The sequence below is a fragment of the Variovorax sp. HW608 genome (genome assembly GCF_900090195.1).
Lineage (GTDB): Bacteria > Pseudomonadota > Gammaproteobacteria > Burkholderiales > Burkholderiaceae_C > Variovorax.
In genome coordinates this window covers 3,102,838-3,115,333 of sequence record NZ_LT607803.1, presented here as the reverse complement: position 1 = coordinate 3,115,333, position 12,496 = coordinate 3,102,838, and the positions used below count along the sequence as shown (strand labels likewise).

Sequence of the window (12,496 nt, the reverse complement as noted above, 5' to 3'; positions counted from 1 at the left end):
TTCGCCGTCGGCAGACGTGCTCAGAAGTCTTCGAGTGCCATCTCCACGACCGCTTCCGAGCCCGCGACGATGCTGTCGCGCAGGCCCGGCACGCGGGTCAGGATGTGGTCGGCATAGAAGCGCGCCACGGTGATCTTGCTGCGCATGAACGCCGGATCGTCGCCTGCCGCGAGCCGGTCTTCGGCCGCCAGCAGCGCGCGCCCCATTTGCCAGCCCGCGGCCAGGTTGCCGGTGAGCAGGAGGTAGGGCACCGAGCCGGCGAACACGGCGTTGGGGTCCGGCTTGAAGCGCGCCAGCACCCAGTCGACGACCTCGAGGAAGGCCTCGCGGCCCACCGCCAGGCGCTGGGCCAAGGTCTGTGCGGCCTCGCTGTCGCGCTGTCGCAACTTGGCCTCCACGGCCGCGATCTCCCCGGCAAACGCGCGCGCCACGGCACCACCGTCGCGCACCGTCTTGCGGCCCACGAGATCGTTGGCCTGGATCGCAGTGGTGCCCTCGTAGATGGTCAGGATGCGCGCGTCTCGGTAGTGCTGCGCGGCGCCGGTCTCCTCGATGAATCCCATGCCGCCGTGCACCTGCACGCCCAGGCTCGTGACCTCCAGGCTCATCTCGGTCGAGTAGCCCTTCACCAGCGGCACCAGGAACTCGTAGAGCGCCTGCTCGCGGCGGCGCACGTCAGCCTCGGGATGCGCATGCGCGGCATCGGCGGCCGCCGCTGCCGCAATGGCGAGCGCGCGGCAGCCTTCGGTCTGGGCGCGCATCGTGAGCAGCATCCGCTGCACGTCCGGGTGGTGAATGATCGGCGCCGCGCCGGGCAGCGACCCGTCCACCGGGCGCGACTGCACACGCTCGCGTGCGTAGGCCGCGGCGAGCTGGCGGGCGCGCTCGGCCACCGCGATGCCCTGCAGGCCCACCGCAAAGCGAGCCGCGTTCATCATCACGAACATGTACTCGAGGCCGCGGTTCTCCTCGCCGACCAGGTAGCCGATGGCACCGGGACCGGCGTGGTCCGCGATGCTCCCCGCCGTGCCATCGCCGAATTGCAGCACGGCCGTCGGGCTCGCCTTGATGCCGAGCTTGTGCTCGATGCTCACGCACTGCACGTCGTTGCGTTCGCCGAGCGTGCCGTCGGCGTTCACGAGGAACTTCGGCACCACGAACAGCGAGATGCCCTTCACGCCTTCAGGTGCGCCGGGCAGGCGCGCGAGCACGAGATGGACGATGTTCTGCGCCATGTCATGGTCGCCGTAGGTGATGAAGATCTTGGTGCCGAACACCTTGTACGTGCCGCCCTCCTGCGGTTCGGCCCGGGTGCGCACCAGCGCGAGATCACTGCCGGCCTGCGGCTCGGTCAGGTTCATGGTGCCGGTCCATTCGCCCGAGATCATGCGCGGCAGGTACAGCTCTTTCAGGGCCTGCGATCCGGCCGTCAGCAGCGCCTCGATGGCGCCGTCGGTCAGGATCGCGCACAGCGCGAAACTCAGGTTGGCGCTGTTGAGCATTTCGGCGCAGGCGGCCGAGATGGTCCTGGGCAGCGCCTGCCCGCCGAATTCGGCGGGGTGCTGCAGGCCCTGCCAGCCGCCCTCGCCGAACTGCCGGTAGGCATCGGCGAAGCCCGGCGTGGTGGTGACGCGGCCGTCCTGCCACCACGAAGGCTGCTTGTCGCCCGTGGCGTTGAGCGGCGCGACCACGCCTTCGGTGAAGCGCGCGCATTCCTCCAGCACGGCCTGCGCAGTATCGATGCCGGCTTCCTCGAAGCCGGGCAGGGCGGCGATTCGCTCGATGCCGGCCAGTTCGGTCATGCAGAACAGCATGTCTTTGACGGGCGCCTGGTAGGTCATGGTGGAGTCCTTGAATGTTCGTGATGATTGGCTCGACGCGCGGTGCTGCACGTTGGCGACACGGAATTCTGGGTGGCGGACCGGTTGGACGCCCCCTCCTTCGCGGAGGGGGGCTAACGGCCCGTCGATGGATTTGCACACGTCCAAGGCTCACGCGTGGGTCGCGCAATGAAGTACAACCCCCATTGCCGCCGTTCGGTCAGGCGCGCGCCCGTGCATCTGGTAGCGCGATCACGCCTGCTGTCGAGCGTTGAGGAGTTTCGCGGCCGCCCGGTGCGCTGCCGGCGTGATCGCCGTCCATGAACTGACGCGGGCGCCGCACGATGGCTACACGGTGCTCGTGGCCGTCAACTCGCTGGTCAGCGAAGTCCCCCATATCGTCAAGCTGCGCGTCGACATGGCCCAGGAGGTCAAGCCGGTGGCGGAGATCGCCCGCACCGGGCTGGTCCTTGTCGGCGCGCCTTCGGTACCTGCCAAGGACCTCCGGCAACTGGTCTCGTACGCGAAGACCCAGCCCGGCAAGGTGAGCTATGCCTCCTACAACGCGGGAACGATGTCGCACCTGCTTGGACTGCAATTCAACAAGGCCGCCGGCATCGCGTTCGGCGCGGGGAATACACTAGCCGCTCCAAGTCTCGCCCATGTCGCGCCGCCAATTCCATCGCTTCGGCACCACGCTTGTCATGGTGCTATCGCTGCTGTTCGCGCAGCTGGCATTGGCCGCGTACGTCTGCCCAGGGCAGGCTGATTCGGAAGCCATGGCCGGGATGATGGCTGGCAGCGAGCCGTGCACGGGCATGGACGAGCAACAGCCTGTGCTGTGCCAGCAGCATGCTGCCGATCCCGGGAAGGTCATTGAAGCGGTCAAGCTCCCCTCGGTTTCGCTCCCTGCAGTCGTGCAGGAGTTCGTACTGCCTCTGGTGCTCGGGGCTCAAGTGGCCGGTGCCGTGCCCGTGGCGGCGACCCCCGAGGCGCGGCCGCCGCCAGCCCCCGTCTTCCTGTCCACGCTCAGACTCCGAGTCTGAATCACTCCGTCGACTGACCGGCGCTGGTGCGGATCGCGTGCATCAGCGGCACCTCGCTTGTCCACGGAGTTCCCATGCGAACAACAACCCTGCGCGCAGTCGCACTGACTGCCGCCATCCTGCCGGCATTTGCCGTTGCACAAACGCTTTCCTTTGACCAGGCGCTGAAGCTGGCTGTCCAGCGTTCTGAAGCTGCCCGCGCCGGCCGCGCTGCCGCGATGAGTGCCAGCGAGTTCGCCCAGGCTGCAGGGCAGTTGCCGGACCCGATGCTGCGGGCGGGCATCGAAAACCTGCCCGTCACCGGCCCCGATCGCTTCAGCACCACGCGCGATTCCATGACCATGAAGCGCGTCGGCATCAGCCAGGAATGGCTGTCGACCGACAAGCGGGCCGCTCGTGCAAGCGCCGCCCGAGCGGTGGCCGAGCGCGAGGCTGTCCAGGCGAACGTTGCCGAGGCCGAGGCACGCCTGCAGGCTGCCTCGGCCTACCTCGATGCGTGGTACGCGGACGCGGCACTCAAGCTCACGAGTCAGACGGAGCATCACCTGCATGAAGAATTCGAAGCCGCACGTGCCCGCCTCGCGGCTGCGAAGGGCGCAAGCGCCGAGGCGCTGCAACTCAGCGCCGCCAGAGGCATGGCTGAAGACGAGAGTGAAGAGGCCCGGCAGCAGCAGGCCGCGGCCCTCGTCGCGCTGCAGAGGTGGGTCGGCTTCCGACCGGACGTCCTTGAGCCTGTAGCCAGCCTCGGCGTGGTCGACGAACAGGCCTACGTTCTCCGGCATCCGGCAGTGGTCAGCCTGCAACGGGATGTGGAGGTCGCGCGCCAGAACGCGGCTGTCGCGGCCAAGGAGCGCACCCCCAACTGGACTTGGGAGCTTTCCTATGGCCAGCGGACCAACTATTCGGACATGGTGACGGTCGGCGTCAGCATTCCGCTCCAGATTTCGCCTGCGCAGAGACAGGACCGCGAGACCGCCTCCAAGATGGCGTTGGTCGACAAGGCCGAGGCTGCGCTGGCAGAAGGGTCGCGCGCTGCATCGGCCGAGTACTCGGCGTTCAGCAGCGATGCCGAGCGTCTGAAGCAGCGCATCGTGCGCTACCGGGCCTCGGTCGTCGCGCCGGCGCTGCAACGAACGGCCGCGGCCACTGCGGCCTACCGCTCCAACGACGCGCCGCTCTCGAGCCTTTTCGAGGCGCGGCACGCAGAAGTCGAAGCCGAGCGCAAGCTGCTGTCGCTGCAGCGTGATTTGGCCAAGGTGCAGGCCCAACTTTCTTTCAAGCCGCTGGCCCAGGGAGACGTCCAATGAAGCGCTCAACCCTCGTCGCGTCGCTCGCCGTTGGCGCCGCCGTTCTCGCAATGGGGAGCTTCTACCTCGGCCGCTCCACGCACGACGGCGCATCTCCCTCGGCGTTCGCGATGGCCACTGCAGTCCCCTCATCGGGCGAGCGCAAGGTTCTCTACTGGCACGACCCCATGGTGCCCGGCCCACGTTTCGACAAGCCGGGCAAATCACCGTTCATGGATATGCAACTGGTTCCCGTCTATGCGGACGAGACGGGTGACACCGGGGTCAAGGTCAGCCCGACGGTCCAGCAGAACCTCGGCATCCGGACGGCAGCGGCCACAAGGGCTGAAGTCTCGCCGTCGTTCGATGCCATCGGAACCGTGCAGTTCGACGAGCGCCTGAACGTCGCGGTGCAGACGCGAGTTGCCGGCTATGTCGAGCAACTGGCCGTTCGGGCACCGATGGAACTGGTGCGCAAGGGGCAGCCGCTCGCCACCATCTTTGCCCCGGAGTGGCTCGGGCCGCAGAACGAACTCCTGGCGCTGAAGCGCGCCGGCGTCGCGCCAGACATCGTTGCGGCTGCGCGTGACCGCATGCGCGCGATGTCCATTCCGGAATCGCTCATCCGCCAGACCGAGGCGCGCGCAACGGCACAAGCGAGATTCACTCTGAGTGCGCCAGTCAGCGGTGTCGTGGCCGAACTCGGCGTGCGCGAAGGTGTCGCCATTTCGCCGGGGACAACGCTCTTCCGCATCGCCGGCCTGGAGAAAGTCTGGGCGGTTGCGGAAGTGCCCGAAGCGCAGGCGGTGCGACTCGCCAGGGGTCAGAAAGTCACGGCATCTCTTCAGGCCGACCCATCGAGGAGCTTCACCGGCGAATTGAAGGAGCTTCTTCCGCAGGTGAATGCGAGTACGCGCACGCTGCAAGCCCGGTTCGAGGTCGACAACAAGGATGGCCAATTGACTCCGGGGATGCTTCTGCGGCTGCATGTCGCGGCACCCGGATCCTCGCGCCTCGTTGTTCCAGCGGAGGCCGTCATCCGCACCGGCACGCGCGCAGTCATCATCGTGCGAAAGGACGCAGGCTCGTTCGAGCCGCGCGAGGTGAAGCTCGGTGCGGATCTCGGCGACCAGCTCGAAGTGCTCGATGGCTTGCGTGAAGGCGAGGAAGTGGTCGTGAGCGGCCAGTTCCTCATCGACTCCGAAGCCCGCTTGAAGTCCGTCCTCGGCGCCATGGCCGCCGCAAACGCTGGCGCCGCGACCGCGAGCCCGGCCGCCTACCGCGCCGAGGGCAAGGTCGAGAGCGTTGAATCGGACAGCATCACCATCTCGCACGGCCCAGTTCCCGAGCTCAAGTGGCCGGCGATGACGATGGGCTTCGGAAAGGCGGACGCGGCGGCTTTTGCGGACGTCAAGCCCGGCGACGCGGTGCGCTTCGAGTTCAGGAAGGGAGGTCCGATGGACTGGGAACTGGTCTCCGTGCAACGGACCGGGGGTGCCAAGTGATAGCCGCCGTCATCCGCTGGTCGGTTGCGAACCGGTTCCTCGTGCTCATGGCGACGGCGTTTCTGGTCGCCGCGGCCGTCTGGTCGGTGGCACACACGCCCGTGGATGCACTGCCCGACCTGAGCGACACGCAGGTCATCGTCCGCACGACGTATCCGGGCAAGCCGCCGCAGGTGGTCGAGGACCTGGTGACCTATCCGCTGACCACGACGATGCTGAGCGTCCCTGGCGCGAAGACGGTGCGGGGCTATTCGTTCTTCGGCGATTCGTTCGTCTATGTGCTCTTCGACGACAGGACGGACCCCTACTGGGCCCGGTCACGGGTGGTCGAGTACCTCAACCAGGTGCAGGGCCGTCTGCCGGCAGGTGCCAATGCGGCGTTGGGTCCGGACGCCACGGGCGTCGGCTGGGTCTACGAGTACGCATTGGTGGACCGCTCCGGAAAGACCGACCTTGGCCAGCTTCGCGCCCTCAATGACTGGTTCCTCAAGTTCGAGTTGAAGACCGTTCCGGAGGTCGCCGAGGTCGCAAGCATCGGCGGCATGGTTCGTCAGTACCAGGTCGTGCTGGACCCGGACCGCATGCGGGCCTTGAACGTCACCCAAGGCATGGTGACGGAGGCGCTGAAGAAGGCGAACCAGGCCTCCGGCGGCTCGGTGGTCGAGATGGCCGAATCCGAGTACATGGTTCGCTCGCGTGGCTTCCTGAAATCGCTGGACGAATTCCGCGGCATTCCCTTGACCGTGGCCGGTGCGACACCGGTGCTTCTGCGCGATGTCGCCACCGTGCAAGTCGGCCCGGAGATGCGCCGGGGAATCGCCGAGTTGAACGGCGAGGGCGAGGTGGCGGGAGGCGTTGTGGTCATGCGCTCCGGCAAGAACGCGCGCACGACCATCGATGCGGTCAAGGACAAGCTTGCCGCGCTGAAGCCGAGCCTGCCGGAAGGCGTCGAAGTCGTCGAGACCTACGACCGTTCCAAGCTCATCGACCGGTCCATCGACAACCTCAAGCTGAAGTTGACGGAGGAGTTCGTCGCCGTCGCGGTCGTTTGCGCCATCTTCCTGTTTCACCTGCGTTCGGCGCTGGTGGCGGTCATCGCGCTGCCCGTCGCCGTCGGGGCCGCCTTCGTGGTCATGCGCTGGCAAGGACTGAATGCGAACATCCTTTCGCTGGCTGGCATCGCCCTCGCGCTCGGTGCAGCGCTCGACGGGGTCGTGGTCCTGCTGGAGGCAGCGCACAAACGCATCGAGGAGTTCGAGCAGCACCACGGTCGCCGGCCCACGGTCGCCGAGCGGTGGTCGCTCGTGACCGACGCCTCTGTCGAAGTCGGCCCGGCGCTGTTCTTCTCGCTGCTGGTCATCACGCTGTCGTTCCTGCCGGTGTTCACGCTGGAAGCCCAGGAGGGGCGACTGTTTGCGCCGCTCGCCTTCACGAAGACCTACACGATGGCGGCCGCTGCGGCACTTTCCGTCACATTGGTGACGGTGCTCATGGGCTACCTCGTGCGCGGCCGCATCCCCCGCGAGACGGCCAATCCTTTGAACCGCTTTCTCATGGCCGCCTATCGCCCGGCGCTGGAGGCGGTGTTGCGGTATCCAAGGACGACGCTGGCCGCCGCCGGCTTCGTCCTCGCATTGACCCTGATTCCACTGACGCGCCTGGGCGGGGAGTTCATGCCGCCGCTGGACGAGGGTGATCTGCTGTACATGCCGTCCGCACTGCCTGGTCTTTCGGTGTCGAAGGCGACCGAGCTCCTGCAGCAGACGGATCGCCTCATCAAGACCGTGCCGGAGGTCGAGAGCGTGTTCGGCAAGGCGGGGCGCGCCGACTCGGCGACGGACCCGGCGCCTCTCGAGATGTTCGAGACCACCATCCAGTTCAAGCCCCGCGGGCAGTGGCGCGCCGGAATGACGCCTGACCGGCTCGTCGAGGAACTCGACCGGGTGGTGAAGGTGCCCGGCCTTTCGAACGTGTGGGTGCCGCCGATTCGCAACCGCATCGACATGCTCGCCACGGGCATCAAGAGTCCCGTGGGCATCAAGGTCGCCGGGGCGGACCTCGCGACCATCGACCGACTCACGACGCAGATCGAAGCTGTCGTCAGGAAGGTTCCGGGCGTGTCATCGGCCTTGGCCGAGCGATTGACCGGCGGCCGGTACATCGATGTGGAAGTCGACCGCGCCGCCGCGGCCCGCTACGGTCTGTCCGTGGCCGATGTGCAGGCCATCGTTTCGACCGCCATCGGTGGGGACAACGTCGGCGAGGTCGTCAGCGGCCGCGAGCGCTTCCCCATCAACGTCCGCTATCCGCGTGAGATTCGGGATTCCCTCGAACGCCTGCGGAACCTGCCATTCCTGACGGACAAGGGGGCACAGCTGCTGCTGCGGGAGGTCGCGCGAGTGGGCATCGAGGAAGGGCCGCCGATGCTGCGCAGCGAGAATGCGCGGCTGTCGGGCTGGGTCTACGTCGACGTTCGCGGGCGGGACCTCCGATCGGTCGTGCACGACATGCAGATCGCGCTACGCGATGAAGTGCCCATGCCCGCCGGCTACGCGGTGTCCTGGTCGGGCCAGTTCGAGTACCTCGAGCGTGCGACGGAACGCCTGAAGGTCGTCGTGCCAGCCACGCTCGCGGTCATCTTCGTGCTGCTGTACCTGCTGTTTCGCAATGCCGCCGAGGCGGCCCTGGTGATGGCCGCTGTACCGTTCTCGCTTGTTGGCGGCTTCTGGCTCGTGTGGTTGCTCGGTCACTCGATATCGGTCGCGACCGCGGTGGGGTTCATCGCACTGGCCGGCGTGGCCGCGGAGTTCGGCGTGGTGATGCTGGTCTACCTCGAGAACGCAAGGAAGCGGCGTCTTGCTGCCGGCGAGCCGGACAACCACGAGACGCTGCTTGCGGCTGTTCGCGAAGGCGCGGTACTGCGGGTGCGGCCGAAGGCCATGACCGTCGCCATCGTCCTGGCGGGCCTCATTCCGATGTTGCTGGGCGAAGGCGCGGGCGCCGAGGTCATGGAGCGTATCGCGGCGCCCATGGTGGGCGGCATGGTCACCGCGCCTTTGCTGAGCATGCTGGTCGTCCCGGCTGCCTGGTACCTCATCCGTCGCCGGCGCTTGGCGCCCCCGAACATCAACAAGCTATCGGCGAACCTGCGGGTGAGCCAGCTCTCTAGTCCTCATTGAATGAAAGGGTTCCATCCATGAAAAGCCAACTTCCTGTCGCAGTCCTCGCGCTAGCCGCCTTCTCGACCAGTGTCAGCGCCCAGGGCATTTCTTCGCCCATGAGGCCTTCGGCCGCGGCATCGGCGACCGCAATGCCGTTGGTCGATGGAGAGGTCCGCAAGGTCGACCTTGAGCAAGGACTGATCGTCCTTCGCCACGGCGACATCCCGAACCTTGCCATGCCCGCGATGACGATGGGATTCGATGTCGCCGACAGAAAGATGCTCGCAGGCTTGAAAGTTGGCGACAAGGTCAGGTTCCAGGCCGAGATGCTCAAGGGAAAGGCCACGGTTACTGAACTCGTGGTCGGGAAATGACGCACGCCGGTTGCGTGAAAGTTGCTCGCATCGCTCGCTGCCGGCCGAGGTGGCTGGGCGGAAGATGGGTGATTGACTATTCGGCACAATGAGATCGGACGAAAACGTCCGGCGAAAGGAAAGCAAATGAAGCCGCTGAGCCTGCTTTGCCTGCCCTTCACTCTTCTCTTCCTCGGTCAGGCCGCTCACGCGGAGGGGAATGCAGTCCGCGGTGCCGGCGTCTTCCAGATCTGTGCTTCATGCCACTCGATTCAACCGACACGGAACCTGACCGGTCCATCGTTGGCCAACGTCTGGGGCCGCCGTGCCGGCACAGTCGACGGCTTCCTTCGCTACTCCGATGCATTGAAGCGATCTGGAATCGTTTGGAACGACAAGACCCTGCAGGCTTGGCTGGCCGATCCGCAAAGCGTGGTGCCTGGCAATGCCATGGCGTTCCCTGGCATTCGAGATGCGCAGGCAAGGACGGACCTCGTCGCGTATCTCCATGCTGTGTCCGAAGGCAAGGCTCCTGCTCCGCAGGGCGTGGCTCGCGGCGGGATGATGGGGGCCAATGAACCCGCCGACTTGCGACAAGCCGGTGCAGATGCGCAGGTGGCATCGATCCGCCACTGCCGCGACACCTATACCGTGCAAAGGCGCAACGGCAAGACTGATCGAATCTGGGAATACAACCTGCGGATCAAGACTGATTCCAGCGCCAACGGGCCGCGCGCGGGCGTCCCGGTCATCATCGGCTCCGGCATGCGCGGCGATCGCTTTTCCATCGTGTTCGCGGCGCCCGCCGAGATCTCGCGCGCCATTACCGAGGACTGCAGCTAGAGCCAGTGCTTCGCAGTCCCAGCTTGACAGTTGCCCACCCGGGGTCTTGAATTTCCTTCCCCTGTTTCCGTGCAGCGCAAGGAGGCATGCGCCGTGGCAGACGATCCCTTTGCCCAGCTGAAGTCCGTCCAGCGCGAAGGCTGGGCCCTGTTTGCACCGCTCGAGGCGGTGACCACCATTCCCGCCGCGCGGCTCGTGAAGCACGCCGGCGTTCGCGCTGGGCAGCGGGTGCTGGACGTCGGCTGCGGCACCGGCGTGGCGGCGCTCACCGCGGCGCGCCAGGGCGCCAAGGTCTGCGCCCTCGATCTCTCACCTGCGCTGATCGAGCACGGCAGGTGCCATGCGGCCCTGGCACAGGTCGAGATCGACTTCACGGAAGGCGATGTCGAGGCCCTGCCTTACGAGGACGGCGCCTTCGACGTGGTTCTCAGCCAGTTCGGCCACATCTTCGCGCCGCGCCCCGAGGTGGCTGTCGCGGAGATGCTGCGCGTGCTCAAGCCGGGCGGCACCATCGCCTTCTCCACCTGGCCGCCGGAGCACTTCATAGGGCAAATGTTCGCCCTCGTGGGCAAGTACGTGCCGCCGCCTCCCGGCGCCGCGCCGCCGCCGCAGTGGGGCGACCCGAACATCGTGCGCCAGCGCCTGGGCGAGGCTGTGAGCGACATCCGCTTCGACCGCGACGTGATGATCTATCCCACGCTGAGTCCGCAGCACTACCGCAAGACCTTCGAGGAGACCGCGGGCCCCGTGGTGAAGCTGGTGGCCGCGCTGCAGGACGATCCGGCCCGGCTTGCGGCCTTCCGCTCGGAGCTGGAGGAGTTCCTGGGCCGCCATCTCGAGGACAACCTGGTGCGCCAGCACTACCTCATGACACGGGCCACGAAACGCTGAGGCTGGCCGAGGAACTCCCCGAAGTGTTCGAGCGGTGGTCGCGCCACCGAATGAGGCGCGTCGCGAAGGATTCTTCGCGAAGCTTTGGCGGGAATCCACGAAGGCGTTCGAGGCGTATTGAGGGGATGTCGCAACCTCGCCCACAATCACCCAATGCCCGCTGGCGTCACTCCCGACGACGAACTCATGGCCCTGCTCGATCGCCTCGCGAGCCGGGATGCGACGGCCCTGCAATCCCTCTACCAGCGCACCTCCGGCCGCTTGTACGGGCTGGCGCTTCGCGCGGTGCGCCAGACGGAATGGGCCGAGGACGTCCTGCAGGACGCGTTTCTCACCATCTGGCGCTCGGCGCCGGAATACCGCGCTTCGCTCAGTCCGCCGATGGCCTGGATGGGGCTCATCGTGCGCAGCCGCGCGCTGGATCTGCTTCGGCGCCAGCGGGCCGAGGGGGCGGGCCGCACCCAGGATTTCGACGAGGTGCTCGCAGAGACCTTGCCGGCGACCCAACCCGGCCCGCAGGAACTGGCCGATGCCAGCGAGCAGGCATTGCTGCTGCACCAGTGCCTGCAGCAGCTCGCGCCGGCACAACGCGAGGCGCTGTCGCTGGCCTACATGCGCGAGCTCAGCCACAGCGAGCTGGCCGAGCGTCTGGGCCAACCGCTGGGCACCATCAAGACCTGGATCCGGCGCGGGCTCGACAAGCTCCGGGCCTGCATGGAGCGCGCTGCATGAGCCGCCGGGCCGTTCCGAAGGCGAATCCCGAAGCGCCGCTGCGCGAGGGTAGTCCAATGAGCCGCGGTGCGAACGTCAGGAGCCCTGCATGAACATCGCATCCAACCTCCGCCTGCTGGCGCTCCTTTCCGCCGGCTATGCCCTGGGCACCCTCAGGGGGGGAGCGCGGCGGCGGTTCGAGTCGCTTGCCCGCGAACAGGCATCGGTGCGCGCCAGTGCGCTGCTGTGGCAGGAACGGCTGGCCGGCTTCGTCGAACTCGCGCCGACGGTCGAGCCGTCGCCCGTGGTGTGGACGCGCATTCGCAATTTGGTGGATGGCGAGCTTCAGCGCGAGCGAATGTCATTCCAGCCATCGAAGCCATCCGCGCAGGCCCCCTCGGCTGCTCCGGGGTGGTGGGCGAGCCTGCCGCTGTGGCGCGGGGCCGCCGTCCTGGGCTTGTGCGCCACGCTGTTGGCGGGCTTCCTTGCCAGCCAGTGGTGGCGCGAGGCGCAGGGCATCCGGCCGGTGCAGTACGTCGCCGTGCTGGCCGACGAAGGCGCCGCGCCCTCGATGCTGGTGACCTTCGATCCACGCAGCGGCCAACTGACGCTGCAGCGCGTGGGCAGCTATCGCGAGGCAGCGGACCGCTCGCTGCAGCTCTGGGCGCTTCCGCCGGGCCGCACGCCGCAATCGCTGGGCGTGCTGGACCCCTCCGGGCCCGGCATGCGGCTGCCGGTGGATGTGCAGTCGCTGCGGCAGGCGCCGGCGCTTGCGATCAGTCTCGAACCCAAGGGCGGCGTGTCGGGCGAACGCGGCCCGACCGGGCCGGTCCTGTTCAAAGGGCCACTGGTCGAGAAGACGCTCTGACGAACATGGCAC

The 12,496-nt window shown here is 67.1% G+C and carries 10 protein-coding genes; 9 read left to right on the top strand and 1 reads right to left on the bottom strand.

The genetic code is table 11. The features are described from left to right. Positions 1 to 20: 20 nt before the first annotated feature. Positions 21 to 1,841 carry an acyl-CoA dehydrogenase gene (locus VAR608DRAFT_RS14565; protein ID WP_088954699.1) on the bottom strand — a complete coding sequence of 607 codons (1,821 nt, stop codon included), beginning with the start codon at positions 1,839 to 1,841 and terminating at the stop codon, positions 21 to 23. A gap of 286 nt (positions 1,842 to 2,127) precedes the next feature. Between VAR608DRAFT_RS14565 and VAR608DRAFT_RS14560 the strand changes: the two genes are divergently transcribed. The 9 genes from VAR608DRAFT_RS14560 to VAR608DRAFT_RS14515 all read left to right on the top strand — a co-directional run bounded on the left by VAR608DRAFT_RS14560 (position 2,128) and on the right by VAR608DRAFT_RS14515 (position 12,484). Beyond that, positions 2,128 to 2,589, top strand: coding sequence for a tripartite tricarboxylate transporter substrate-binding protein (locus tag VAR608DRAFT_RS14560; RefSeq protein WP_157730965.1), 462 nt, complete (start codon positions 2,128 to 2,130; stop codon positions 2,587 to 2,589). A 303-nt stretch (positions 2,590 to 2,892) separates the two neighbouring features. Then, the gene (locus VAR608DRAFT_RS14550) at positions 2,893 to 4,173 is read left to right on the top strand and encodes a TolC family protein (RefSeq protein WP_231973515.1); all 1,281 of its coding nucleotides are present in this window, start codon (positions 2,893 to 2,895) and stop codon (positions 4,171 to 4,173) included. Next, a complete protein-coding gene (locus VAR608DRAFT_RS14545) occupies positions 4,170 to 5,657 on the top strand; it encodes an efflux RND transporter periplasmic adaptor subunit (RefSeq protein WP_088954695.1) in 1,488 nt (495 codons plus the stop codon). Before VAR608DRAFT_RS14550 ends, VAR608DRAFT_RS14545 begins: the two co-directional genes overlap by 4 nt. After that, entirely contained in the window at positions 5,654 to 8,836 is a 3,183-nt protein-coding gene (locus tag VAR608DRAFT_RS14540; RefSeq protein ID WP_088954694.1) for an efflux RND transporter permease subunit, read from the top strand. The genes VAR608DRAFT_RS14545 and VAR608DRAFT_RS14540 overlap by 4 nt, the downstream gene beginning before the upstream one ends. A gap of 17 nt (positions 8,837 to 8,853) precedes the next feature. After that, positions 8,854 to 9,192: a copper-binding protein gene (locus VAR608DRAFT_RS14535; protein ID WP_088954693.1), complete on the top strand. Its 339-nt coding sequence runs from the start codon at positions 8,854 to 8,856 to the stop codon at positions 9,190 to 9,192. 126 nt (positions 9,193 to 9,318) lie between these two features. Beyond that, positions 9,319 to 10,014: a c-type cytochrome gene (locus tag VAR608DRAFT_RS14530; RefSeq protein WP_157730963.1), complete on the top strand. Its 696-nt coding sequence runs from the start codon at positions 9,319 to 9,321 to the stop codon at positions 10,012 to 10,014. Positions 10,015 to 10,107: 93 nt separating this feature from the next. Further along, entirely contained in the window at positions 10,108 to 10,905 is a 798-nt protein-coding gene (locus VAR608DRAFT_RS14525) for a class I SAM-dependent methyltransferase (RefSeq protein WP_088958791.1), read from the top strand. 153 nt (positions 10,906 to 11,058) lie between these two features. Further along, positions 11,059 to 11,637 (top strand): RNA polymerase sigma factor, encoded by a 579-nt coding sequence (locus VAR608DRAFT_RS14520; protein WP_088954692.1) that lies wholly within the window; start codon positions 11,059 to 11,061, stop codon positions 11,635 to 11,637. An 88-nt stretch (positions 11,638 to 11,725) separates the two neighbouring features. Then, positions 11,726 to 12,484: an anti-sigma factor gene (locus VAR608DRAFT_RS14515; RefSeq protein ID WP_088954691.1), complete on the top strand. Its 759-nt coding sequence runs from the start codon at positions 11,726 to 11,728 to the stop codon at positions 12,482 to 12,484. Positions 12,485 to 12,496 lie beyond the last annotated feature (12 nt).